Source organism: Sphingopyxis flava (assembly GCF_900168005.1).
Taxonomy (GTDB): Bacteria; Pseudomonadota; Alphaproteobacteria; order Sphingomonadales; family Sphingomonadaceae; genus Sphingopyxis; species Sphingopyxis flava.
Map to the genome: position 1 here is coordinate 123,953 of NZ_FUYP01000007.1, position 25,217 is coordinate 149,169.

Consider the following 25,217-nt stretch of genomic DNA (forward strand, 5'->3'; position numbering starts at 1 on the left):
AATAATATGGCGCCGCCGCGCATCGAGAAGATCATCACCGCGCTCGACGTCGGGTCGTGGAAGGTCTGCGCGCTGATCGCGGGCCAGGCCGCCGACGGACAACTGCACGTTCTTGGCACCGGCCAGCGCGAGAGCCGCGGCGTCCAGCGCGGCTATGTTGCCGATATGGAACAGACCGAACATGTCGTGCGCGAGGCGATCGAGCAGGCCGAGCGTATTGCGGGGCTCAACATCGACGATGTCTGGGTAGCCTTCTCGGCAGGCGGCCTTGTCAGTGACGTCGCGCCGATCGAAAGCGAATTGGGCGGCCACCGGATCGAGAAGGAGGATGTCGACGATCTCCTCGCGGCGGGGCGCGCAGGCATTGACCCTGAAGGCCGCATGATCCTCCACGCCCAGCCCGCGCTCTACACGATCGACGGTCTTACCGGCGTCAAGAATCCGATCGGGCTTCACGCCGACCGCCTCGGCGTCGACATCCATATTATCATGGCCGACGGTGCGCCGGTGCGCAACCTCGAGGCGGCAGTGCGGCAGGCGCATCTCGACGTGAACGCGGTGGTGGCATCGCCGATCGCGGCGGGGCTCGCCTGCCTCTCCGACGAGGAGCGCGATCTTGGCGTCGCTCTGGTGGAGCTTGGCGCAGCGGTGACGACCGTCTCGCTTTATGCCGGGGGGATGCTCGTCGAAATGGCGTCGCTGCCCTTTGGCGCGAGTGACATCACGGACGATATTGCATCGGCATTCGGGATAAGGCGGAGCCAGGCGCAGCGGCTCCAGAGCTTCTATGGTTCGGCCTCGGCGAGCCCGCGCGACAATAATGAGATCATCGAGCTCGATCCGGGGGCGCCCGCGGGCAGCGAATCCCCGCGTATCACGCGCGCGCAGCTCGTGTCCGTCATCCGCCAGCGCCTCGATGCGATGATGGGCGAGATTGGCCGGACGCTCAAGGACCTTCATTTCGTCGGCCCCATCGGCCGCCAGGTCGTGCTCGTCGGCGGCGGCGCCGACTTGAAAGGCATCGCCGACTACACGCAAAGCGCGCTCGGCCGCGCCGCGCGCATCGGGCGACCGCGGGGCTTGCACGGCCTGCCCGATGCCCATTCGGGACCGGCTTTCGCGACGCTCGCGGGTCTGGTTCTCTATGCAGCGTCCGATCCGGTCGACCTTCGAGATCTGCCGATGATGGCGCAGGATGTCTATCGCCCCAAGGGTGCGTCGATCCTGCAGCGGCTGGTCACGGCATTGAAAAGCAGCTTTTGATAGGCGCGACGTGAAAAGGTTAATTTTTTGGGTGATTCCAGCGTCACAATAGTGCAATGCGGTCGCAGGAATCCGGGCGGCGGGACCACCGCCTGTTTGGGTCGCATGGTGAGGCTAGCGGCTGAGGTTCGCCGCTGCAGGGAGATAAGTTGATGAGCATCGATATTGGTCCGCCACAGGTCGATGAATTGAAGCCGCGCATTGCGGTCATCGGCGTCGGCGGCGCGGGGGGCAATGCCATCGCCAACATGATCGCCGCCCGGGTCGAGGGTGTCGATTTCGTGGTTGCGAACACCGACGCGCAGGCGCTCAACGCCTCGCCCGCCGAGCGGCGCATTCAGCTTGGGACGCAGATCACGCAGGGCCTCGGCGCAGGGTCGCGGCCCGAGGTTGGGCGCGCTGCTGCCGAGGAGAGTATCGCGCAGGTCGAAGAGGCGCTGAACGGCGCGCACATGTGTTTCGTCGCGGCGGGCATGGGCGGCGGCACCGGCACCGGTGCAGCGCCGGTCATCGCCAAGGCGGCACGCGACCGCGGCATTCTCACCGTCGGCGTCGTGACCAAGCCCTTCACCTTCGAAGGCCAGCGCCGCATGCGCTCCGCCGAGGCGGGCATTGCCGAGCTCCAGGATCATGTCGACACGCTGATCGTCATTCCGAACCAGAATCTCTTCCTTGTCGCCAATCCGAACACGACCTTCAAGGAAGCGTTCAGCATGGCGGACGAGGTGCTCCAGCAGGGCGTGCGCGGCATCACCGACCTCATGGTCATGCCCGGCCTCATCAACCTCGACTTCGCCGACGTGCGCAGCGTGATGCGCGAGATGGGCAAGGCGATGATGGGCACTGGCGAGGCCGAAGGCGATGGCCGCGCGCTCGAAGCGGCGCAGAAAGCGATCGCCAACCCGCTGCTCGACGGTGTGTCGATGGCGGGCGCCAAGGGCGTGATCGTCTCGATCGTCGGCGGCGAGGACATGCGCCTCATGGAAGTCGACGAGGCCGCGAACCATATCCGCGAGCTGGTCGATCCCGATGCGAACATCATCTGGGGCAGCGCCTTCAACGAGAATCTGGAAGGCAAGATCCGCGTCTCGGTCGTCGCAACCGGTATCGACGGCACGGGCGATCCCGCGGCGGCAGCGCCCGCAACCCGCAGTTTCTCCTTCGCCCCCGCGCGCACGGCGGCGCCGGCGCCTGCTCCCGCCCCGATCGCCGAAGAGGTGATCGAGCCGGTAGCCGAGGAGGCGCCCGCGGCCGAGCCAGTGGCTGACAGCGATCCGGCACCGGGCTTTTCGCTCGGCGGACAGGCCGAGCCCGGGGCGCCGCAGGCGATGCCAGAGGAAGAGCCGATGGAGCTTTCCCAGGTTGCAGCGACCTATGACGACACGGCCGATGAACTCGTTCTTGGCGAACCTGCAGCTGCGGCGGCCGAGTATCGGCCGGCGCCTGCCGCGCCTGCGCCGATTGCCGAGGAAGCACCGCCGCGTCCGATCGGCGGCGGAACCCTGTTCGAGCGCATGTCGCGCCTTTCGCGCGGAGCAGTCGCCCCCGAGGGCGACGGCGCTGCTGCGGACAAGGACGAGGGGGTCGATATTCCGCGCTTCCTGGGCCGACAGAACAACCAGTAACAGGGCTCTTGGGCCGCCGCACACGGGCGGGGCGGCCCGGAAACGGGATGATGGGCCCATGTGGCGATTGCAGATGACCGGGCGACATGGCGCATTCGCGCTGCTGTTGCTGTCGGCGGTCGCTACAACGCCGTCGCAGGCGATGCAGGCGGCACAGCCTGACCCTGCCACGCGCGCCGCCATGGAAAGGCGCACCGCTGCGCGCACGATGCTCTCGTCGGCGCTCGCGCGCATTGCCGCCAATTCCACCGATGCCAAGGCGCTCCTTGATGCCGGGCGCGCCTCGATCGCGCTCGAGGATTACCGCGCCGCACTCGGTTTCCTCGTCCGCGCTGAACAGGCGGCGCCGCGCGACGGTGCGGTCAAGGCCGCACTCGGATCGGCGATGGTCCATATGGAAAACCCGACGCGCGCGCTCGACTATTTCGGCGAGGCGCAATTGCTCGGGGCTCCCGAACGGCTGTTCCTCGCCGACCGGGGGCTCGCCCGGGACCTTCTTGGCCAGCAGGATGCCGCGCAGCGCGATTATCAGCTGGCGCTGTCGATCGCGACCGATGACGAAGTGACCCGGCGCTATGCGCTGTCGCTCGGGATCAGCGGCGAGCCCGATCGCGCGATCCAGATGCTCGGGCCCCAGCTCCGCCAGTCGGACCGCGGTGCGTGGCGGCTGCGCGCGATGATCCTGGCGATGAACGGCCGCGACAAGGAGGCGACCGACATCGTCAATGCGACGATGCCGGCCGCGCTCGCGCAGAATATTCTACCCTATCTGATCCGCATGGACCGCCTCAATCCTGCGCAGCAGGCAGCAGCCGCCCATTTCGGGCGCTTTCCGGCGGGAGAGCTCGGACCTGCGCGCAAAGCCGTGCAGGTGGCCTCGGCGCCAGCGCGGGCCGCCGCGGCATCTCCCCGGCGCGGATCGGGGAGCCGCCGTGCTGCCGCCAGGGAACCTATGCCAGCACCAGCGCCGGCGCCTGCAGCTGTTCGCAGCCCGGCCCCCGCCCCAGCGCCGACGCCGGCCCCCGCAGCCAAGCCGGCGCCCAAACCCGCGCCAACGCCGACACCCGCGCCCGCCGCTGCACAGCCGCAGCCTCAGGCGGTGAGACCGGCCCCCGCCGCAGCGTCGCCAGCACCGACCCAGGCGCCGCCAGGGCGAAGTGCTGCATCCCGGCCCGCTCCGATCGGCGTCGCGATCCGGCGCGATAGCGGGCCCGTCGGCCCCGGCTTTTCGATTGCCGACGTTGGAAAGAGCACCGCGCCCGCCGCCGCAGCTTCCGCGGCCGCCGCCGCGTCTCCGTCTCCTGCCTCCGCTGCCCCGGCAGCGGCGCCGCTTGCTTCGCTCGCCGATATCGTCAGTTCGATCGAAATTCCTCCCGAAGAAATGGCGCGGCCCGACAATGCGGTCGGAGCCGCGACGCTCGCCAAGCTCCTTGAGGACAAGCGAAAGGCCGAAGCTGCCGAAGAGGCGAAGCGCGCGAAGGAAGCGGCCGCCGCCAAGGCGAAGGCCGAGGCCGACGCGAAGGCCAAGGCCGAGGCCGAAAAGAAAAAGGCGAACCCTGCGCGCATCTGGGTGCAAATCGCGACCGGGGCGAACCTCAAGGCCCTGGCGTTCGATTACAACCGCTTCGCAAAGCGCAACGCTGCGCTCTTCCAGGGCAAGTCGGGGTCGACCGCCGAATGGGGCCAGACCCGCCGCTTGCTCGTTGGTCCGTTCAAGGACCGCAAGGCGGCGCAGGACTGGCTCGCCGACTATAAGAAGGCGGGCGGCGACGGCTTCCTCTTCGCCAGCGAGGCGGGCGAAGCCGTCGAACCGATCAAGTGAGCAACATCGCGCCCTGCGCCAGCGACCCGGCGCATTCGCGCGGCCGCTATCATGACGAGCCCGGACGGGTCGTGCGCGGGCCGCGCGACGCTTTCCAGCGCGACCGCGACCGCATCATCCATTCGATCGCCTTTCGCCGGCTGCGCCACAAGACGCAGGTATTTGTTGCGCCCGACGGCGATCATTACCGCGTTCGGCTGACCCACAGCATCGAAGTGGCACAAATCGGTCGCGGCATCGCTCGCGCGCTCGGGCTCAACGAGGATCTGACCGAGGCCCTCTGCCTTGCGCACGATATCGGTCATCCGCCTTTCGGCCATGCCGGAGAGCATGCGCTGAAAGCAGCGATGCAGGCGCATGGCGGGTTCGACCATAATGGCCATACGCTGCGCACGCTCGCGCGCCTTGAATGCCCCTATCCCCGCTTTGATGGCCTCAACCTCAGCTGGGAGACGCTCGAAGGGCTCGCCAAGCACAATGGGCCCGTGCGCCATCCGGGCTGGGCGCTCGCGGATATTGACGCTGAGTTTCCGCTCGAGCTTGCGACCCACGCGAGTCTCGAAGCGCAGGTCGCCGCGGTCGCCGACGACATCGCCTATGACAATCACGATATCGACGATGGGCTGCGCGCGGGTCTGCTCGATCTCGACCAGCTGATGGGGCAGCCCTTTGTCGCGGCCAATTTTGCGGGTGTGGAGCAGCGATTCCCCGGCGCCCCGCGCGAGAGGATGCTGCGCGAACTGGTGCGTGACCAGATAGGGGTGATGGTCAATGACGTGATCGCCGCAACCGCCGCCAATGTGGCGGATGCGGGCGTGGAAAGCGCGGCCGAGGTTCGCGCGGCGGGCCGCACCTTGGGCGGCTTTTCGCCGGAACTTGCGCGGCAGGAGCGCGATCTCAAGCGCTTCATGTACGCCAATCTCTATCACCACCCCTCGCAGCTCGCAGCAGCCGACGCCGCGCGGCAGGTCGTGAGCCGCCTCTTTGCCGCCTATGCTGATGATCCGCGCCGCATGGGCGATGACTGGGCTGCGCGCCTTCCCGGTACGCAAACCGCGATCGTGCGCTACATCGGCGACTATATCGCCGGCATGACCGATCGCTTTGCCGTAGACCGCTATGCGGAGATATTTGGCCGCGAGGCGGTCCCCGAGGCGCTGCGCCATGTGTGAGGCGCGCGCCGATTGCTGTTGCAGCCTTGGAGATACGCATGTGCCATTAGCGCGCGGGGCTGATAGAGAAGCGCGATGAGAGAGGATCATCCGAAAATTCTGCTGGTCGGTGCGACCGGCCTCGTCGGACGCAGCTTTGTCCACGAGGCGGGTGAGCTGTCGCTCACCATCCTTGCGCGCCGCGACCCGGGCGATCTGCCCGACCGCCACCTTCGGCTCGTCGCGCCGGGCGAACGCTGGGCGGACATGATCGCGGGCGAGCAGCCCGAAGTGCTGGTCTCCTGCCTTGGGACCACCATTCGCGCGGCGGGCTCGCAACCGGCGTTTCGCGCGGTCGATCACGACCTCATCCTCTCCGCCGCGCGCGGCGCGCGGGAGGGCGGCGCGGCGCGAATGATCGTTGTGAGCTCGGTTGGCGCGTCGGCCAGGAGCCGCAATTTCTATTTGAGAACCAAGGGCGAAACCGAAGACGGCCTGCGCGCTCTCGGTTTCGACCGGCTCGATATGATCCGTCCCGGTCTGCTCACCGGCAAGCGGCCGGGCCCGGCGCGACTAGGGGAGGGCATTGCGATCGCGGCGGCGCCCCTGTTCGACGCGCTGCTTGTCGGATCGCTTCGCCGCTATCGCTCGATTCCCGCCGAAATCGTAGCCAAAGCGATCGTCACGCTCGCGTCCCGCCGTGAAAGCGGCTCCTATGTTCACGAAAACGACGCCATCCGCGCGCTCGCCGATTGACTCTGAGAAAGCGCGCCGCCAAGGCTCAGCCGTCTGCCGGGACCCGCAGGGGATTCGGCCGGCCGCGCGGGAGAGCGCGCGGCGCGGAGCGATCCGCGCCTCGCCACCGAAGGAGCAACCGCCCCGGAAACTCTCAGGTTCGCAGGACCGCGCAGGCTGGAACGGACACTCTGGAAAGCGTTTCGGCCGTGCCGGAACCACCGAAGGGGTAACCTTGGGGGCGCATCCCCCGAGGGAAAACTCTCAGGTTCCCGTGACAGAGGGGGCATGGCGACGCGGCGGCACGAGGCCGCGCCTCGCTGTGTCAACGACGGGAGACTGATATGACGACAAGCGAACAGACGGGCGAAGAGACCGCCCCTATCGGCACCCTGCCGCTCGATGCCTGGCACCGGGCAAAGGGTGCACGGATGGTGGAATTTGCCGGCTACTGGATGCCCATCCAGTATGAAGGCATCATGGCCGAGCATCTGTGGACGCGCACGAATGCGGGGCTGTTCGACGTCAGCCATATGGGACAGCTTCTGCTGAGCGGCGAAGGCGCCGCCGAGGCGCTCGAAGCGCTCGTTCCCGGCGATATTTCGGCGCTGAAACCCGGCCGGATGCGCTACTCGCTGCTGCTCGCCGACGATGGCGGGATTCTTGACGACCTCATGATCACCGGCGGCGAGCAGGGTCTCTACATGGTCGTCAACGGCGCGGTGAAATGGGACGATATCGCCCATCTGCGCGAGCATCTGCCCGACGAGATCGGGCTCAACCATATGGATGAGCAGGCGCTCCTCGCGCTGCAGGGGCCTGAGGCCGCCGCGGCGCTCGAGCGGCTGGTTCCGGGCGTCGGCGCGCTGGTGTTCATGCAGGCGGACGCCTTCGACTGGAACGGCGTGCCGCTTGGTATCAGCCGGTCGGGCTATACGGGCGAGGACGGGTTCGAGATTTCGGTGCCCGCGGCGCATGCCGGCGTGCTTGCCGACGCGCTGTGCGCGATGGACGAGGTAAAGCCCATCGGCCTTGGTGCGCGCGATTCGCTGCGGCTCGAGGCGGGGCTCCCGCTTTACGGGCATGACCTCGACCCTGCGACCGATCCCGTCGAGGGCGATCTTGCCTTTGCAATTTCCAAGCGCCGGCGAGAGGAAGGCAGCTTTCCGGGTGCCGCGCGCATCCTCGGCCATCTGGCCGACGGCGCTCCGCGCAAGCGCGTCGGGCTGCTCGTCGACGGCAAGCTGCCCGTCCGCGAGGGCTCCAAGCTTTTCGACGGCAACAGCGAAGTCGGCGTCGTGACCTCGGGCGGTTTCGCGCCGAGCCTCGGCGCGCCGATCGCAATGGGCTATGTGCCCACCGGCCTCTCCGCGACCGGCACGGCGCTTGCTGCCGAGGTGCGGGGGAAGCGCGTGCCCGTGACGGTCGCCGCCATGCCATTCGTTCCGCACAAATATGTCCGTAAACAGGGAGGCTGACGATGCCGCGTTACTATACCGAAGAACATGAATGGGTTGACGTCGATGGCGAGGTCGCGACGGTCGGGATCACCGACTTTGCACAAGGCCAGCTTGGTGACATCGTCTTTGTTGAAGTGCCCGACACCGGTACCGAACTCAGCGCGGGCGGCGACGCGGCGGTGGTCGAATCGGTGAAGGCAGCGAGCGACGTCTACGCCCCTGTCGACGGCGTGGTGACCGAGGGCAACAGCCAGCTCGAAGAAGACCCCGCGCTCGTCAATAGCGACCCTGAAGGCGAAGGCTGGTTCTTCCGCATGACGCTGTCCGACAAGAGCCAGCTCAACGGTCTGATGAACGCTGCCGCCTACAAGGAATTCTGCGACAGCCTGTAAGTCATGCCCCTCCCGTCGCGGGAGGGGGGAGATAGGTTCATGACGTCTCTCGCCATCCTCTCGGTCGGGCCGGCGGCATGACTGCCGCAGCACCCGCTCCTGCCGATTGCCGGCCGATGATTGCGACCGCGATCTATGCGGGCGCGCAGGGCGGCTATGTGCGCGCGGCGCTCGCGCTGGCGATGGCGGGGGCCGCACGCGCGCTGCCCCTCCGCTTCGAATTCATCCTGCATGAGGCGCAGGTCCACCGGGCGCGCGACTTGCTGGCCAACATCTTCCTTAAGAGCGACTGCACGCATCTGCTCTTTATCGACGACGATGTGGATTTTGCCGCCGACGATGTGTTCGCGATGCTCGCCGCGATGGCGGAGCGTCCCGACTGCGCGATCCTCGGCGCGCCGGTGCCGCGCCGCGTCGTGAACTGGGCGCAGGTGGCGCGCGCTGCGGGACAAGGGCTCGCGCGGAGCAACCCCGGCGATCTTGCAGCCTTTGCCGGCGATTTTGCGCTGAGTTTCCTCAACCCCGCGCAGTCGTTCAAGCTGAATGAACTGGTCGAGCTGACGCAGCTAGGCGCCGCCTTCATGCTGGTGCGGCGCGACGTGATCGAAACACTCTGCGCGCGGCACGGCGATCTCGCCTTCCGCGTCGACGCGCGCGATCGCGAAAATGCCCGCGTTGGCGAAGAGGTGCACAGCCTGTTTATGCCGATGATCGAGCCTGAGGGCCGCCGGCAACTCTCCGAGGATTATGCCTTCTGCTACCGCGCGCGTGCTGCAGGTTTCAGGATCTGGCTCGCTCCCTGGGTCCGCACCGCGCACAGCGGCCCTGCGACCTTTCGCGGATCGCTTGCCGATCTCGCGCCGCTTTTTTCCGATAACCCCGTTTCTTCGCCGGAGTAATTCATGCGCTACCTGCCTCTCACTCCCGCCGACCGCAGCGCGATGCTCGCGGCGGTCGGCGCGTCGTCGATCGACGATCTGTTCGTCGACGTCCCTGAAGCGGCCCAGCTTGCAGGACCCATTGCCCAGCTGCCGATGCACGCCAGCGAGCTTGCGGTCGAGCGGCATATGGCGGCCCTTGCGCAGCAGAATCGCGCCGCGGGCGAGGGACCCTTCTTCCTCGGCGCAGGCGCCTATCGCCACCATGTGCCCGCGAGCGTCGACCATCTCATCCAGCGCGGCGAGTTCCTGACCGCCTATACACCCTATCAGCCCGAGATTGCGCAGGGCACGCTCCAGATGCTGTTCGAGTTTCAGACGCAGGTCGCGCGCCTCTTCGGCACCGACGTTGCCAATGCCTCGATGTACGATGGTTCGACCGCCTGCTGGGAAGCGATCGTGATGGCGCGGCGGGTGACGCGGCGCGGCAAGGCCCTGCTCTCGACGGGGCTGCATCCCCATTATCGCAGCGTTGCGCGCACGATGGCGAAATATACCGGTGACGTCCTCGTTGACGGCGACCCGAGCCTCGATGCCGCCACCGACTGGAGCGCGCTCGCCGCGGCGGTCGACACGGAGACGAGCTGCGTCGTCGTCCAATATCCCGATATTCTTGGCCGCCTCGACGACATGCGCGCGCTTGCTGGTGCGTGTGAGGCAGCCGGTGCGCTTCTGATTGCGGTGGTGACCGAGCCGGTCGCGCTTGGCCTCATCCTGGCGCCAGGCGAGATGGGCGCCGACATCGTGGTTGGCGAAGGGCAGTCGATCGGCGTTGGCCTTCAGTTCGGGGGTCCCTATGTCGGGCTTTTCGCCTGCAAGGCCAAATATGTCCGTCAGATGCCGGGGCGCCTGTGCGGCGAGACGCTCGACGCCAATGGCAAGCGCGGCTTCGTGCTGACCTTGTCGACCCGCGAGCAGCATATCCGGCGCGAAAAGGCGACGAGCAATATCTGCACAAACTCCGGATTATGCGCGCTCGCTTTCAGCATCCACATGACCTTGCTCGGCGAAGCGGGCCTGCGCCGCCTCGCGGCGATCAACCACGGCCGGGCCAAGGCCGCGGCGGCCGCGCTTGCGAAAGTGCCGGGCGTCTCGGTCATGAACAGCGGTTTCTTCAACGAATTCACCCTTGTCCTTCCAAAGGCGGCGCGACCCGTCGTGCACGAGCTTGCCGAGAGGGGCGTCCTGGGAGGCGTGTCGCTCGGCCGCCTTTATCCGGGCAATGAGGGCCTCGCGAACGGTCTCGTCGTTGCCGTGACCGAAACCGTGACCGAAGCGGATATCGCCGCCTTTGCCGCGGCGCTGAAGGAGGTGCTGGCATGACCGCGCTCAACCGCGCCGGGTGGCGCCCCGAAATGAACGCCGGCGGCGCCGACGACAATGTGACCTTCACCGGCAACCGCGCGCTGATGCTCGAAGAGCCCTTGGTCTTCGAGATCGGCTCGAGCGAGACCACCGGGGTCGATTTTGACGAAGAGGCGCCCGCTGCCGACTTCGGCGCGCTCGCGCGTTCGGCGCCGATCGGCCTGCCGGGGCTCAGCGAGGGCGAAGCCGTGCGTCATTACACGCGCCTCAGCCGCCAGAATTATGCCATCGACCTTGGCCTCTTCCCGCTCGGCAGCTGCACGATGAAGCACAACCCGCGCCTTAACGAAAAGGTCGCCCGGATGCCGGGCTTTGCCGATGCGCACCCGCTGCAGCCCCAGGAGACAGTGCAGGGCGCCTATGCCGTAATCCACGATCTTGCCGAGTGGCTCGTCACGCTCACCGGCATGCACAGCATCGCCATGTCGCCCAAGGCCGGCGCGCATGGCGAGCTTTGCGGCATCTTGTGCATCAAGGCAGCGCTCCAGGCGCGCGGCGAAGACCGGAGGGTGCTCCTCGTCCCGGAAAGCGCGCATGGTACCAATCCTGCGACGGCGGCTTTTGCAGGCTTCAGCGTGGAGGATATTCCCGCGACCCGCGAGGGCCGCGTCGACCTTGCTGCGCTCAAAGCCCGGCTCGGCCCCGATGTTGCCGGGGTCATGATTACCAACCCCAACACCTGCGGCCTGTTCGAGCGCGATCTCAAGGCAATTTCGGACGCGGTCCACGCGGCGGGCGGCTATGTCTATTGCGACGGCGCCAATTTCAACGCGATCGTCGGGCGTGTGCGCCCTGGCGACCTCGGCGTCGATGCGATGCACATCAACCTGCACAAGACCTTCTCGACCCCGCATGGCGGCGGCGGCCCGGGCTCGGGCCCCGTGGTGCTGTCGGAGGCGCTCGCGCCTTTTGCGCCGCTGCCTTTCGTTGCGAAGGAAGGCGGCCGGTTCCGGCTGATCGAAGAGGAAAGCGCGGGCGAGGATCATCCCGAAAGCTTTGGCCGCATGACCGCTTTTCACGGCCAGATGGGCATGTTCACGCGCGCGCTCGCCTATATCCTCAGCCACGGCGCCGACGGACTGCGCCAGGTCGCCGAGGATGCGGTGCTCAATGCCAATTATATGCTGCGGGGCCTTGAGGATGTGCTCGACGCGCCATTTGCGGCGTCGGGCCCGTGCATGCACGAGGCATTGTTCAGCGACAAGGGGCTCGCCGAGGGCTTCACGACGCTCGACATCGCCAAGGGGCTGATCGACGAGGGCTACCACCCGATGACGGTCTATTTTCCGCTCGTTGTCCACGGCGCGATGCTGGTCGAACCGACCGAGACCGAATCGAAGGCGGTGCTCGATCAGTTCATCGGCGCGCTGCGCAGCATCGCGATGCGGGCAAAGAATGGTGACCCGGCGCTTAAATCGGCGCCGCATTTCGCCCCGCGCGCGCGGCTCGACGAGACGATGGCGGCGCGCAAGCCCATACTCGCCTGGAACGAAGCTGCAGTGGCGCCCGGCACGCCCTCGATGAGCGAGATCGGTGGGAGCTGAGCGGCGCGCGGGATACGCGTCCCCCCGATTTCGCTCATGCGAACAAGTCGGGGGACGCGTCTCGGCCTTACGCTGTAATGGGCGCTGTGCGGACTTTGCGCGGCGCGATAGGACCGCTAGGTCAGAATGTGCGTTCGCCAGGGCGCAAGCGCGCCGCGGCCTCTCGCGGCCGAGCGAGGGAGGGAGCCTAAATGAGCTGGAACAGCCTTTATCTTGTCACCAATTATTGGGCGCTCGCGGGCTGGCTGGCGCTCGCCTTCGCGCCGCGCAGCCCGCGCATCCTCTCGGCGATCCTTTATGCAGGCGTTGCGCTGCTTTGTCTCGTCTACACGGTATTGATCGCTGGCTTCCTTGCCGGCGGCATCGACCCCGGCGGGGCAGGGAGCGGCGATTTCTCCTCGCTGGCCGGGGTGATGAAGCTCTTCGATGCCCCCGGCGGCGCGGCTCTCGGCTGGACGCATTATCTCGCCTTTGACCTCTTCACCGGCATGTGGATCGCGCGCGATGCCGACCAGAAGGGCTTCAGCCGGATCGTCCAGCTTCCTTTCCTGTTCCTGACGCTCATGGCGGGACCGGTGGGCCTGCTTGCGTGGCTCATCGTTCGCGAACGGCGGGCCCGGGCGCTCGCCAAGGCGCAATGAGCCCGGGGCCCTGGAGGCCGGAGGAAGGCGGCTCCGGGGCGAAGCGTCACGCGCCGGCGACGCTGCGCAATCGCGATGCGATCGTCGGCGTTCTTGCCGAATGGCTACCGCGCGCGGGCCTTGTGCTCGAAGTCGCGAGCGGGTCGGGCGAGCATATTGTCCACTTCGCCGCGGCTTTCCCTGCGCTCGATTGGCAGCCGAGCGACCCAGACGAGGCCGCGCTCGCCTCGATTGCGGCATGGAGCGCCGAGGCGAGGCTTGCGAACCTCGCCCCGCCCATCCGGCTTGATGCGGCCGCTCCCGACTGGCCGCTCGATCGCGCCGACGCGCTTCTCTGCATCAACATGGTCCATATCAGCCCGTGGTGCGCGACGCTCGGGCTTTTCGCCGGAGCGGCGCGTCTCCTCGCGCGCGGCGCGCCGCTCATTCTCTATGGCCCCTATATCGAGGCGGGCGTGCCCACCGCGCCGAGCAATCTCGCCTTCGACGCGAGCCTTCGCGCGCGCGACGCCGAATGGGGGCTGCGCGCTCTCGAGGCGGTAAAAGCCGCAGCGCTCGAGGCCGGCTTCGCCTTCGCCGCGCGGCAGGCGATGCCCGCCAACAATCTGATGCTCCTTTTACGTCGCATCTGACGTCCGCCTGCCCGCGGCCGGCGCTGTGCGCTTAGCTTGCGAAGGGTGGCGCTTGCCAAGGCTGCTACTCCGTTGTTATCAAAACTGAGAATGGCGCAAAAGCGCCTCCCGGGAGAGAAATGAGCATGAGCGACATCGCGGACCTTCTAACCTTCGACCAGTTCATCACCCATTGGGCGAAGGAGCGGCCTGATCGCGTCGCGATGCGCGAGGACGACCGGGTGATGACCTATGGCGATCTTGATGAGCGGACCGCGCGCGTCGCGAGCGCGCTTCTGGCCGCGGGGCTTCAGAAGGGTGACCGGATTGCCTGGATCGGGAAGAACAGCGATCTTTATTTCACCCTCTTTTACGGCGCGGCGCGCGCGGGGATCGTGATGGCGCCGATCAGCTGGCGCCTGGCGCCCGCCGAATGGGCGTTCATCGTCAATGACACGCGTGCGAAGATCGTCTTCACCGGCCCTGGCTTCGAGGCGGCGGCGGATCAGCTTGCAGCCAAGCTCGATCATGCGCCCCGGATCATCGGCGCCGAGGCGGCGCGCGCGATGATCGACGACGCAACGCGTACCGACTTCGCGCCGTCGGGGCCCGACGATGCCGTGCTCCAGCTCTACACATCGGGCACGACCGGGAACCCCAAGGGCGCGGTGCTCACCAACACCAATCTTTTCGCGCTGCGCAAGAATTCCGCCAATCTCGACATGCCCTACACCCAGTGGGAAGACGACGAGGCGGTGCTCGTCGCGATGCCCTGCGCCCATATCGGGGGAACCGGGCTTGGTATCATGGCGCTCGCCGCGGGACTTCCGGGCGTGGTGCTCGCCGAATTCAATCCCGACGGCGTGTTCGACGCCGTCGAGCATCATGGCGTCACGCGCTTTTTCATCGTTCCCGCCGCGCTCCAGATGCTGCTCCTTCATCCGCGCTGCGCGAGCGTCGATTACAGCCGCCTCAAATATATTCTCTATGGCGCTGCGCCGATTCCGCTCGACCTTTTGCGCCAGTGCATCAAGATGTTCGGTGCGCAGTTCATCCAGGCCTATGGGATGACCGAGACGACGGGCACCATCTGCATGCTTCCGCCCGAGGACCATGATCCGGAAGGCAACAAGCGAATGCGCTCGGCGGGCAAGCCGCTTCCCGGCGTCGAGATCAAGATCCTCGGCCCTGACGGCAAGGAGGTGCCAACCGGCGAGGTGGGTGAGGTCGTCACCCGCTCGTCGAACAATATGCAGGGCTATTGGAACCTACCTGACGCGACCGCCAAGACGATGACCGCCGACGGCTGGATCCATACAGGCGACGCGGGGTACATGGACGAGGACGGCTATCTTTATATTCATGACCGGATGAAGGACATGATCATCTCGGGCGGGGAGAATGTTTACCCGGCGGAGGTTGAAAGCGCGATCTACGGTCACCCCGCGGTGCAGGAAGTCGCCGTGATCGGCATTCCCGACGCGAAATGGGGAGAGACCGTGAAGGCCGTCGTCGTTCCGAAGCCCGGCATGGCGGTCGAAGAGGACGACATCATCGCCTGGACCCGCGAGCGCATCGCCGCCTTCAAGGCGCCGCGCAGCGTCGACGTGATCGAGGCCCTGCCGCGCAACGCCTCGGGAAAGATCCTACGCAAGGACCTGCGCGCGCCTTATTGGGAGGGCTATGAGCGGATGGTGAACTAGCGCCGGCTGCGGCCCGTCACCTGTCCCATCGGGCCGGTCCAGGATGAAGGCATTACGCCGTCGCCGCGCGGGCCCGTCCCCGTCATGCCGACCCTTCGCATTTTTCGCTGTCCTGCAAAGGAGCGCCGCGATAGCGTGGATCGATGATGATTGCGCGCACTCCCGTCCCTGTCCCTGCGACCAGCAGGCCATATTCTTTCAGCACGATGATGATAGCTTTGGGGCATGCGAGCTCCGGTGCATCGGGACGTTCGGCGTGCTGAGCGTCGAAACTTGCGCGGCGGTGCCATGGCCCGAGAATCTCGACTGGGAGGCGCGCGCCGCCGAGGCTGCCGCAGCCGCGCTTGCGCTCACCCCCTATGCGCCGCTTGCCGATGCGGCGCCGCTCGTGGAGATAGCCGTGCGGCTCACCGACGATGCCGAGGTGCAAGCGCTCAACCGCGACTTTCGGGGCAAGGACAAGCCGACCAACGTGCTCTCCTTTCCTCAAGTGCAAGCCGACCTCCTGCCAAGCCTATCGAACAGCGACGATGGCGAGATCTTGCTCGGCGATATCGTGCTCGCGCGCGAGACCTGCGCGCGCGAGGCGGAGGAAAAGGGAATTCCGCTTGCCGATCATGCGACGCACCTCATCGTCCACGGAACGCTCCACCTCATCGGCTACGACCATATGGACGATGTGAGCGCGACCGCGATGGAGGCGCTGGAGGTGAAAGCGCTTGCGTCGCTGGGCATCGGCAATCCATATGGCGGCGAGCAATAGGAAGGATCAAAGCGCATCATGCCCGACGAGCAGGGATCTTCGAACCGATCGGAAGAGGACAGTAGATCCGGCCTGTTGGCCGGGCTCAAGGCATTGTTGTTCGGGGGCGACAAGGAACCGTCGCTGCGCGAACAGATCGAAGACGTCATCGACGAGGCCGAGGAGGATGGAGCCGAACGCCGGGGCAGCAGCATTGTCGGCGACCTTTCGCCGATCGAACGCAAGATGCTCCGCAACCTCCTTCATTTCGGGGAGCAGACGGTTGACGACGTCGCCGTCCCGCGCGCCGACATCATCGCGATCAACGAGAGCGCGCCTTTCGAGGATATTGTTGCGCTCTTTGCAGAGGCGGGGCACAGCCGCCTTCCGGTCTACCGCGAAACACTCGACGAGGTCGTGGGGATGATCCACGTCAAGGACGTCTTCGCGGTGCTTGCCGATGGACGCACGCCGCCGCCGCTCCTCGACCTCATCCGACAGCCACTTTACGTCCCGCAGTCTATGGGCGTGCTCGACCTGCTCGCCGACATGCGCGCGCAGCGCACCCATCTTGCGATCGTGATCGACGAATATTCGGGCACCGAGGGGCTCGTGACGATCGAGGACCTGGTCGAGGAAATCGTCGGTGAGATCGAGGACGAGCATGACGACGAGCCGGTCACTCTCTTTGCGCCGGGCGACAATGGCTGCTGGGAGGCCGACGCGCGCGCCGAGCTCGATGATATCGGCGAGGCGATCGATCCGCGGCTTGCCGAGATCGAGGAGGATGTCGACACTGTCGGCGGCCTCGCCGCGGTGCTCGCGGGTCATGTGCCCGAAGTCGGCGAGATCCTTGTCCACCCGAGCGGATGGCGGATCGAGGTGACCGAAGCAGATGAACGCCGCGTCCACCACTTGCGTCTCCACCCGCCGCTCGAGGTCGACCTTGAGGCCTCGTCGGACCGCGGAGAGCCCTTCTAGGGACCGCGCGGCGCCGTTGCCTTTGGCGGGCGATGCGATTAGCGCAGGCGCAATGGACGTTTCCGATCTTCGCATCGCGCTGTTCAGCGGCAATTACAACATGACCGTCGATGGGGCGAACAAGGCGCTCAACCGCCTTGTCGGCTATCTCCTGAGCGCGGGCGCGGCGGTGCGCGTCTATTCGCCCACTGTCGAAAATCCCGACTTTGCGCCGACCGGCGAACTCGTCAGCGTGCCGTCCATCGCGATACCTGGGCGCAGCGAATATCGCATCCCGCTTTCGCTCTCCGCCCGTCTGCGCGAGGATCTGGCGATGTTCGCGCCGAATATCCTCCATATCTCAAGCCCCGACCGCGTCTCGCGGCAGGCCGCCGCCTGGGCGCGGCGGCGGCGGATCCCCGTTGCCTGTTCGGTCCACACGCGCTTCGAGACCTATTTTCGCTACTATAACCTCTCCTTCCTCGAACCGCTCGTCGTCGCCTGGCTGCGGCGCCTCTATCGCCGCTGCGACGCGCTCATCGCCCCTTCGGAAAGCTTCGCGCAGGTGCTGCGCGAACAGCGGATGAACTATGATATCGGAATCTGGACCCGGGGGGTCGAGCGCGACATCTTTCACCCCGGGCGCCGGGATGCGATGTGGCGCCAATCGTGGGGCATCGCCGAGGAGGTGCCCGTCATCGCCTTTCTCGGCCGGCTGGTGATGGAAAAGGGGCTCGACGTTTTTGCCGACACGATCGACGTCCTGCGCCGCCGCGGCGTGCCGCACGAAGTGGTGGTGATCGGCGAGGGCCCCGCGGGCGACTGGTTCGAATCGCGGCTGCCGCACGCCAAATTCGTGGGCTTCCAGGGCGGGGAGAACCTCGCACGTGCCCTCGCATCATGCGACATGCTGTTCAACCCTTCGGTCACCGAAACCTTTGGAAATGTCACGCTCGAGGCAATGGCATGCGGCCTTCCGGTGGTCGCGGCACGTGCAACGGGCAGCGCGAGCATCGTCAAGCACGGGCAGACGGGCTATCTCGTCGCGCCGGGCGCGATCGGCCTGTTTGCCGATGATCTTGAACATTATTGCCGCGATCCCGCGCTGCGCGGCGCCCACGGGGCAGCGGCGCTCGCGGAAAGCCGCTCCTATCAGTGGGATGCGATCAACCAGGCGGTTGCCGACACCTATTTGCGCCTGATCCGCCAGAAGCAGCGGCGGGCCTGAAACCATGGCCGGGGATCTGTTTGGGGACGATGTGCCGGCGTCATCCTCGGGCAGCGCGCCCGGACCCGTCCCGCTGGCTGAGCGGCTACGGCCGAAGCGCCTCGGCGATGTCGTCGGGCAGGAGCAGCTGACCGGCCCGGACGGCGCGATCGGCCGCATGGTCGGGGCAGGACAATTGTCGTCGATCATCCTGTGGGGGCCGCCCGGCACCGGCAAGACCACGATCGCGCGTCTGCTCGCCGAAGCGGTCGGAATGCGCTTTGCTCCGCTGTCGGCGGTCTTTTCCGGAGTCGCAGATCTCAAAAAGGCCTTCGCCGATGCCGAGAAGATGGCCGCCGCTGGCCAGCGCACATTGCTTTTCGTCGACGAGATCCACCGCTTCAATCGCGCCCAGCAGGACGGCTTTCTTCCCTTCGTCGAGCGCGGGACAGTGGTGCTTGTCGGAGCGACGACCGAAAACCCGAGCTTTGCGCTCAACGCCGCGCTGCTGAGCCGCGCGCAGGTTCTCGTGCTGCACCGGCTCGATGAGGCTGCGCTTGCGACATTGGTCGACCGGGCCGAGGCCGAGGTTGGGCGGGCGCTCCCGGTCACGGACGAGGCGCGCACGGCGTTGGTCGCGAGCGCCGACGGCGACGGGCGCTTTCTTCTCAACCAGGTCGAGACCTTATTTGCCGCGGCGATCGACGCGCCGTTGGATGCCGCCGAGCTTGCGCAATTTCTTCACCGCCGGATGCCCGTCTACGACAAGGACCGTGACGGACATTACAATCTTATCTCGGCGCTGCACAAGGCGATGCGCGGCTCGGACCCGCAGGCCTCGCTCTACTGGCTCGCGCGCATGCTCGTTGCAGGGGAGGAGCCGCTCTATGTGCTCCGCCGCATCACCCGCTTTGCAAGCGAAGATATCGGACTTGCGGACCCGCAGGCCCTCGTCCAGTGCATTGCGGCGAAGGACGCCTATCAGTTCCTCGGCTCTCCCGAAGGCGAGCTCGCGATCGTGCAGGCGTGCCTCTACTGCGCAACCGCGCCCAAGTCGAACGCCGCCTATGCGGCGCAAAAGGCGGCCTGGGCAGCGGCGCGCGAAACCGGAAGCCTCGCGCCGCCTGCAAACATACTCAACGCCCCGACGAAACTGATGAAGGACCTGGGCTATGGCGCCGGCTACAGCTACGACCATGACGCGCCGGAGGGCTTTTCGGGCGACAATTACTGGCCCGGCGAGATGAGTCCCGCGATCTTCTACCGTCCCGTTGATCGCGGCTTTGAAAAGCGCATCGCCGAGCGGATCGCATGGTGGGATGCGAGACGGCAGGGGGGCGCAAAGAGAGATTGAGGCCGCGGTTCGGTAGCGGGAGCGACGCCGTCGCCTTCGCCTGCACGCTGCCACGTCGCCATGGCGCCCTTCTGCGGACACGCCCGCGATCCCAAATGCGTGGGAGCGCTCATCCAGCGCGCCTGGTGCGACCGCGCGAACAATGCGTAGCGCGCCGCCTTCGGCCCCAAGCCTTAGCCTGGATAGCGTTCGAAGCTCGGCATCTCATCCAGCCTTTCCATCCAGCCGATGCGCTCAGCGGTCTGAATCTGTACCTGGGCCGGGATCAGATCGGGATTGTCGAGCGTCGCGGTCTGGACGTCGATCTGGCCGGGAAAGACCTGCTCGTTCGTGTAGAAAAGCCCCGTCCCGCATTTACCGCAGAAATGGCGGCGGCCATGTTCGGACGAAGCGTAAATCTTGGGCGCGCCGCTCACCTCGACCGCGTCCTCGCTGACCATCGCCCATCCAACCAGCGGCGCTCCTGCGTGCCGGCGGCAATCCTGGCAATGGCAGAGTGCATGATGCGCGACGAGGGTGGGCATCGAGTATCGGATGGCGCCGCAGTGGCACTGGCCGGTGGCGCGGGTCGGGGAATCAGTCATGGCATTCTCCCTCGGGAGATAGAGAACATAACATAAACATCTGAATTTGGCAACGCGCGTTTCGCGGGCGAGCAAGGTCACTGGTTAACCAGAAATTAGCTCTGTCCGTGCAGGTAGAAAGGATGCGGACAGCGCAACATGGCCTAAGTGCTCCAAGGGGGAACGTGATCGCGGGAGAAGGTCTGTTTCGCGTCACCTTCAGGCGGATCGCCGCTCTGACGATTCTTGCCTTCGTCGTTTCCGCGCTGCTCGGACCCGCGACAGACCTCAGCCTCTTCTTACTCCACCGCCAAGACCGGTGGCTGCTGCTCAGCGGCAGTTTGCTCTTTGCAATATGCAGTTGGAAGTTGCCCATGCGGCGGGCGCCCCTCGAGGGCTCATGGCGTATCGCGCTGGCAGGCACGACGGGTATGGCGCTGATGACGTGGGCCGGCCACTACTGGATATTGTCCGCCTATGACATGAGCCGCGACGAGCAGATGGCGGTCTTCGATGCTGCTGTCTTTGCGCGCGGAGCTTTCGCGGCGTCTCTCCCGGAGATGTGGGGACATCATTCCGACCTGCTCAACACGATGTTTATGTATAAGGCGGACCCACGCGCCGCTTGGATCTCAGACTATCTCCCATTAAATGCCGCCTTTCGCGCGCTCATCGGATTATTAGCGACCCCGACGCTCTCCGGCCCACTGATGACCCTCGTGGGCGGCCTTGCCCTTTGGAGCTGCACGCGGCGAATATGGCCGGACGATCGCGAGCCTGCGATGATCGGTCTGCTTCTCTATGCCGGATCGGCGCAGATCCTCGCTAACGGGATGACGGCTTACGCGATGCCTGGGCACCTGGCACTGAATCTCGTCTGGCTGCGCTTGTTTCTGCATAAGACGTGGTGGGCGGATTTCATGGCGCTTCTTGTCGGATTTCTGGCCGTCGGGCTCCATCAGCCTATCATGCATCCCATTTTCGCCGCGCCGATCCTGTCGCTGCTGTTGCTTGAGAAAAGCTGGCGGCGGGCAGCATTCTTTTTCGGCGGTTACCTTACAATCGGTGGTTTCTGGTATCTTTGGCCGTCATGGATGGCGTCACTCGTGCAAATCGATCCGTCGGGTTTTGGGGGAGGCAGCGCGGACTATTTGAACCGCCTCACCTCTGCGCTGGAAAGGGGGGGCGATTTGAGAGCTGCTGACATGATGGCCAATCTCTTGCGCTTTGTCGCTTGGCAGCATCTGCTGCTGATCCCCTTGGCGATCGCCGGACTTGGCGCCATGCGTGGTGAACGGTTGCCCGCGGCGCTGGCAGGGGGCATCGTCCTGACCATAACCGTCATGGCGATCATTCTTCCCTATCAGGGGCACGGCTTCGGCTACCGCTATCTTCATGGCCTTATCGGAAATTTCATTCTTCTCGCGCTCTTCGGCTGGAGGTCGCTGGGCGAGGCTTTGCCGCGCTGGCGACCGCTGTTGATCCGCACGAGCCTCGCAGGTCTGGTGATCTTGCTGCCCGTGCAGATGTGGATGGCGCACGCCTTCTACGCCGCTCCGGCCCACGTTTCCGAGCAGGTTGACCAGGTAGACGCCGATTATGCTGTCATCAGCGCAAGCGACGCTCCTTTCGCCGCCGACCTCGTTATCAATCCGCCGTATCTCGACAAACGGCCGCTGCGTTTGCTGCGCGAAGCGATCGACCCTGAGGCGGCGCTGGCGATATGCGCAAGCCAGCCCTCGATTGCGCTAATCAGTGCCAGCATGACCGAACCGATGGCGGCCTATTATGGTTTTGGTCGCGGAAAGGCTGACGACGCCGCCGAACGAGAGGTCGCGCAGATGCTTCGTCGCGCCGGATGCAAGATAGGGGGATGAACATTTCAGGATTTTAGCGGCTCTATGCGCGGGGCCGCAGGACTTCTTCGATCAGTGCGGCATATTGCCTCGCCGTGGCCGCCAAGCTGAAATGAGCGATGACCGCTTCGCGGAGGGCGATCGGATCGGATTCTTCCTGAAGGACGTTAGTGACAGCCGCCTTCCATTGAAAAACTATGGCATCGGGCCAGTCGAGGTCGATGGGCAGGACTGCTGCGAGGGGCAGTCGGGGGTGGGCTGCCTGCCGGCTCGCGATCACGGGGGTTCCGCACGCCAAACTCTCAGGGACGACAAGGGGTGTGCCCTCGCTGTGGGCGGGAACGATGACAACGCGCGCACGCGCATAAAGCCGAGCGATCTCACCTGTATCAGGCCGTTCCACTGCTTCAATATTGCTTTGCTTCGCCTGGTTTGGGACGGCCGGGCCGAAGCCTGCGCAGACGAAACGGCACTCAGGCATCAGGGGAGCGAGACGTTCCACGAGACCGACACCCTTCTTGTCGACGAATCGGCCGACGAACAAAATATCGATGTCCCGTTTCACGTCCTGAAGGGTGAATTGAGAGGTGTCGATACCATTCTCGATGACCTTGATATCGCGTCCGCTTGCAAGATGCGACAAACTGTCCCGCTTGGCCCCCGTGACAGCCACCGAGCGGGTGGCAGACCGTAGCGATGGTCCCACAACCAGAAAGTTCGCTATGGATTGTGCGACCCGCATGAACACTGATGGACTGTGAACCCAGCCGCTGTGCTTGATGAGGATGGTGGGTTTGCCTCGCCGCGCGGCGACCCATTGGGCGAGCAAGTTTGTGAGATAGAGGTTGTCGTGCAGAACCACGACATCGGCTGTCCGCACGGCTTTCGCGAGCGCATGCAAGTCTGCAGGATGGGGAAAGAGGAAGGGAAGACCGCTCAGGCGCTCGGCGAGGCCGCTCGCGCGTAACGCCAGCGTTCGATACCCCGGTCGGTCTGGTGGTGGACCATGCGCGGCCAGCGTCACGGAGAATCGCCCGTCCTCCGCCAATCGTCTGGCAAGGTCATCGGCGACGCGCTCGAGACCGCCGCCATGATCGATGAAATGGCTGGAGATCATCAGCAATTTGGGCATATGCCTCTATTGGCTCTGTTGGTGAAAATGGGAAGCAATTGTTGTGGGGGCATTCCGGCTTTGCAATTAATGCCGCCATCGTGGCCCGAAAGGCTCCAAGGGCGGCGCTGGGGAGGGGCGGCCGCGACTCTCCTCCTCGCGGTTCTCCTTGTCTGGCTTGCGATGCGCTTTGGCGACCTTCGCTGGCACGATGTTGACGGACTGGTTCGCGAACATGGTCTGATATTGGGCGCTATCGCCATCGTTTCGATCGGGGGCCAATCGGTGGTCGGCGCGGTAAAATGGCGTTTGCTGCAGCGACATTTCGTTCAAGTTGACAGGCGCGAGCCCTCGCTCGCTATGCTGACCTTCTATTCGGCCCTGACCGCGCTCGCGGCGCAGGTGATACCGACTTTTCTCGCCAGCGGGGCAGTTCGCGGCGCCGTCACCCGCCTCCATCTCGAGGGCAGCTTCCTCCAAGGTGCCGGCGTGACCATTTACGACCAGCTATTCGACGTAGCGATCCTTGCCCTATGCTCGGTTGCAGCCCTGTCGCTGTTTCTCGTTGGTGTAGACCCCCCGGCGATCATCGCTATCGTCGCGCTGGCCTTGGCCCTCCTCTTGCTCGGGGCTTCGCCGCTTTTCCGGTCGGTGCCCCCATTGTCCGCAGCGCTCCGATTTCTACCGGCCCGCGTCCCCGGTGTGGGGAGGGTTCGGCAAGCTTTGGAATTCGCCCGCGAAAAAGGGCTGGACAAGCCTGACACGACAGTGCGGCTCCTCTCGCTGAGCATCCTGCGCTATCTGTTTGTCGCTCTCCGTTCGGTTGCGGCAGTGCTCCTGGTCGCGACCGGTCTCAACTGGGCCTCGGCGTCGTTTGGCTTTGCAGTCGTCCAGGGGTCAGCGCTCGCCGCGCTGACCCCTGGCAATTTGGGCATCACCGAATGGGGCTGGGCCGCGATTGCGGAGTTGCTCCACCTTCCTGGGGGATCGGTAATCGTCGCGATCCTGGTTCTGCGTATCGTGAACATTCCCGCCACGCTAGCGGTCATGCTCTTGAGTGCCATGGGTCTATCGGGCCGTCGGGCCGCAGCCGACTTGCCCTAGCCGGCTGTCCTTTGCGTGCGGTCCCGGGACCTGGAAATAGTGCAGCAGCTTAACCTCTTTCCGTCCGCGCGTGACTGTGTCGAGAATTAGCCCGCTGAACAGGCTGAGCGAAGCGAGGATCATGGTTCCGGTCGCCAGGACCGCTGTGGGGAGGCGGGGGACGCTGTGGCTGCGCATATATTCGACGATAACCGGGTAACCGAGCACCAATGACAGGCAGAAGAGCGCGAGCGAGATCGAACCGAAGAGGAAGAAAGGCCGTTCCTGCTTGAGTAGCGTGACGATCGTCCAGAGGATGCGAACCCCGTCGGAGACTGTCTGCAGCTTGCTTTCCGATCCCTCGATACGGTCTTTGAAGCGCGTCGGCATCTCGCTGGTCGGCATACCGAGTTGTAATGCATGGATTGTGAGCTCGGTCTCGATCTCGAATCCCTGCGACATCTGAGGGAAGGATTTCACAAAGCGGCGCGAGAATGCGCGGTAGCCGCTGAGCATGTCGCTGAAACTGCCACCGAATATCGCACGCACGAGGCGGGTCAGCATCCGGTTGCCAAACTCGTGCGCAGGGCGATACGCTGTGCCACTCACATCGGTGCGCGTTCCCACCACCATGTCGAGACCATCGTCAAGGAGGCGAGTGAGAAGCTGAGGTGCGGCCGCTGCGTCGTATGTCTCGTCCGCATCGCACATGATATAGATATCCGCTTCGATATCGGCGAACATGCGGCGCACGACATAGCCTTTGCCCTGACGAGGCTCGCTTCGCACGATGGCCCCGGCGGCGCGGGCAATCGCTGCTGAATTGTCGCGGCTGTTGTTGTCGTAGACATAAATATCGGCGTCGGGCAGCGCGGCGCGAAACCGCTCGACGACCGCGCGGATGGCCAGACCCTCATTATAGCAAGGCAGTAGAACGGCGACGGTCGGCGGTTCGCCGGGCTGCTCGACCCGGTGCGCCGCTTCGAACGGCCCGACGCGTATATACATGACAATACCCCCAACGAACCCCGCCAACTTGTTGCGGAAAGCTAGAGGGAATTGGTTAAGAACGGCTTAGGAAGCGGCGATAA

General features: G+C 65.4%; 22 protein-coding genes and 2 riboswitches. Of the genes, 19 read left to right on the forward strand and 3 right to left on the reverse strand.

Translation table 11 applies throughout. The annotated features are described in order from the left end of the window. Window positions 1-6 precede the first annotated feature (6 nt). From ftsA to B5X69_RS07820, 17 genes are all read left to right on the forward strand, one after another. The gene (gene ftsA / locus B5X69_RS07740) at window positions 7-1,263 is read left to right on the forward strand and encodes a cell division protein FtsA (protein ID WP_079638139.1); all 1,257 of its coding nucleotides are present in this window, start codon (window positions 7-9) and stop codon (window positions 1,261-1,263) included. Window positions 1,264-1,415: 152 nt separating this feature from the next. Further along, a complete protein-coding gene (ftsZ, locus tag B5X69_RS07745) occupies window positions 1,416-2,888 on the forward strand; it encodes a cell division protein FtsZ (protein ID WP_079638140.1) in 1,473 nt (490 codons plus the stop codon). A 73-nt stretch (window positions 2,889-2,961) separates the two neighbouring features. Beyond that, complete coding sequence (locus B5X69_RS07750) at window positions 2,962-4,710, forward strand: tetratricopeptide repeat protein (RefSeq protein WP_245798669.1); 1,749 nt, start codon at window positions 2,962-2,964, stop codon at window positions 4,708-4,710. Next, window positions 4,707-5,882: a deoxyguanosinetriphosphate triphosphohydrolase gene (locus B5X69_RS07755; RefSeq protein ID WP_079638142.1), complete on the forward strand. Its 1,176-nt coding sequence runs from the start codon at window positions 4,707-4,709 to the stop codon at window positions 5,880-5,882. Before B5X69_RS07750 ends, B5X69_RS07755 begins: the two co-directional genes overlap by 4 nt. Window positions 5,883-5,957: 75 nt before the next feature. Further along, window positions 5,958-6,617 carry a Rossmann-fold NAD(P)-binding domain-containing protein gene (locus B5X69_RS07760; protein WP_079638143.1) on the forward strand — a complete coding sequence of 220 codons (660 nt, stop codon included), beginning with the start codon at window positions 5,958-5,960 and terminating at the stop codon, window positions 6,615-6,617. A gap of 57 nt (window positions 6,618-6,674) precedes the next feature. Further along, window positions 6,675-6,777, forward strand: a riboswitch (glycine riboswitch). Next, a riboswitch (glycine riboswitch) is annotated at window positions 6,778-6,887 on the forward strand. A 53-nt stretch (window positions 6,888-6,940) separates the two neighbouring features. Beyond that, on the forward strand, window positions 6,941-8,074 hold the full coding sequence (gcvT, locus tag B5X69_RS07765) for a glycine cleavage system aminomethyltransferase GcvT (protein WP_079638144.1): 1,134 nt from the start codon (window positions 6,941-6,943) through the stop codon (window positions 8,072-8,074). A gap of 2 nt (window positions 8,075-8,076) precedes the next feature. After that, window positions 8,077-8,448 carry a glycine cleavage system protein GcvH gene (gene gcvH / locus B5X69_RS07770; protein ID WP_079638145.1) on the forward strand — a complete coding sequence of 124 codons (372 nt, stop codon included), beginning with the start codon at window positions 8,077-8,079 and terminating at the stop codon, window positions 8,446-8,448. Window positions 8,449-8,525: 77 nt separating this feature from the next. Further along, entirely contained in the window at window positions 8,526-9,347 is an 822-nt protein-coding gene (locus B5X69_RS07775) for a glycosyltransferase family 2 protein (protein WP_079638146.1), read from the forward strand. Window positions 9,348-9,350: 3 nt separating this feature from the next. After that, complete coding sequence (gene gcvPA / locus B5X69_RS07780) at window positions 9,351-10,709, forward strand: aminomethyl-transferring glycine dehydrogenase subunit GcvPA (protein WP_079638147.1); 1,359 nt, start codon at window positions 9,351-9,353, stop codon at window positions 10,707-10,709. 32 nt (window positions 10,710-10,741) lie between these two features. Continuing rightward, entirely contained in the window at window positions 10,742-12,295 is a 1,554-nt protein-coding gene (gcvPB, locus tag B5X69_RS07785) for an aminomethyl-transferring glycine dehydrogenase subunit GcvPB (RefSeq protein ID WP_079638180.1), read from the forward strand. Between the two features lie 191 nt (window positions 12,296-12,486). Then, entirely contained in the window at window positions 12,487-12,936 is a 450-nt protein-coding gene (locus B5X69_RS07790) for an ABA4-like family protein (RefSeq protein ID WP_079638148.1), read from the forward strand. After that, complete coding sequence (locus B5X69_RS07795; RefSeq protein WP_079638149.1) at window positions 12,933-13,568, forward strand: DUF938 domain-containing protein; 636 nt, start codon at window positions 12,933-12,935, stop codon at window positions 13,566-13,568. Before B5X69_RS07790 ends, B5X69_RS07795 begins: the two co-directional genes overlap by 4 nt. Before the next feature lie 125 nt (window positions 13,569-13,693). Continuing rightward, window positions 13,694-15,250: a fatty acid--CoA ligase gene (locus B5X69_RS07800; protein WP_079638181.1), complete on the forward strand. Its 1,557-nt coding sequence runs from the start codon at window positions 13,694-13,696 to the stop codon at window positions 15,248-15,250. Window positions 15,251-15,506: 256 nt separating this feature from the next. Then, the gene (gene ybeY / locus B5X69_RS07805; RefSeq protein ID WP_079638150.1) at window positions 15,507-16,013 is read left to right on the forward strand and encodes an rRNA maturation RNase YbeY; all 507 of its coding nucleotides are present in this window, start codon (window positions 15,507-15,509) and stop codon (window positions 16,011-16,013) included. Window positions 16,014-16,031: 18 nt separating this feature from the next. Continuing rightward, on the forward strand, window positions 16,032-16,973 hold the full coding sequence (locus B5X69_RS07810; protein WP_079638151.1) for a hemolysin family protein: 942 nt from the start codon (window positions 16,032-16,034) through the stop codon (window positions 16,971-16,973). A gap of 52 nt (window positions 16,974-17,025) precedes the next feature. Next, complete coding sequence (locus tag B5X69_RS07815; RefSeq protein WP_079638152.1) at window positions 17,026-18,180, forward strand: glycosyltransferase family 4 protein; 1,155 nt, start codon at window positions 17,026-17,028, stop codon at window positions 18,178-18,180. Between the two features lie 4 nt (window positions 18,181-18,184). Next, the gene (locus tag B5X69_RS07820; RefSeq protein ID WP_079638153.1) at window positions 18,185-19,513 is read left to right on the forward strand and encodes a replication-associated recombination protein A; all 1,329 of its coding nucleotides are present in this window, start codon (window positions 18,185-18,187) and stop codon (window positions 19,511-19,513) included. Between the two features lie 173 nt (window positions 19,514-19,686). Here B5X69_RS07820 and B5X69_RS07825 read toward each other — a convergent pair whose 3' ends face one another. Then, window positions 19,687-20,097 carry a GFA family protein gene (locus B5X69_RS07825; protein ID WP_079638154.1) on the reverse strand — a complete coding sequence of 137 codons (411 nt, stop codon included), beginning with the start codon at window positions 20,095-20,097 and terminating at the stop codon, window positions 19,687-19,689. Between the two features lie 164 nt (window positions 20,098-20,261). Here B5X69_RS07825 and B5X69_RS07830 point away from each other — a divergent pair, with 164 nt between their 5' ends. Continuing rightward, window positions 20,262-21,953 (forward strand): hypothetical protein, encoded by a 1,692-nt coding sequence (locus B5X69_RS07830; protein ID WP_079638155.1) that lies wholly within the window; start codon window positions 20,262-20,264, stop codon window positions 21,951-21,953. A gap of 22 nt (window positions 21,954-21,975) precedes the next feature. Here the strand turns inward: B5X69_RS07830 and B5X69_RS07835 are convergent, their stop codons facing one another. Then, entirely contained in the window at window positions 21,976-23,064 is a 1,089-nt protein-coding gene (locus B5X69_RS07835) for a glycosyltransferase family 4 protein (RefSeq protein WP_079638182.1), read from the reverse strand. 69 nt (window positions 23,065-23,133) lie between these two features. On the opposite strand from B5X69_RS07835, the gene B5X69_RS07840 reads away from it, so the two are divergent. After that, a complete protein-coding gene (locus B5X69_RS07840) occupies window positions 23,134-24,147 on the forward strand; it encodes a lysylphosphatidylglycerol synthase domain-containing protein (RefSeq protein ID WP_176141546.1) in 1,014 nt (337 codons plus the stop codon). Here the strand turns inward: B5X69_RS07840 and B5X69_RS07845 are convergent. After that, the gene (locus B5X69_RS07845; protein WP_079638157.1) at window positions 24,112-25,134 is read right to left on the reverse strand and encodes a glycosyltransferase; all 1,023 of its coding nucleotides are present in this window, start codon (window positions 25,132-25,134) and stop codon (window positions 24,112-24,114) included. The genes B5X69_RS07840 and B5X69_RS07845 overlap by 36 nt on opposite strands. Between the last annotated feature and the right edge of the window lie 83 nt (window positions 25,135-25,217).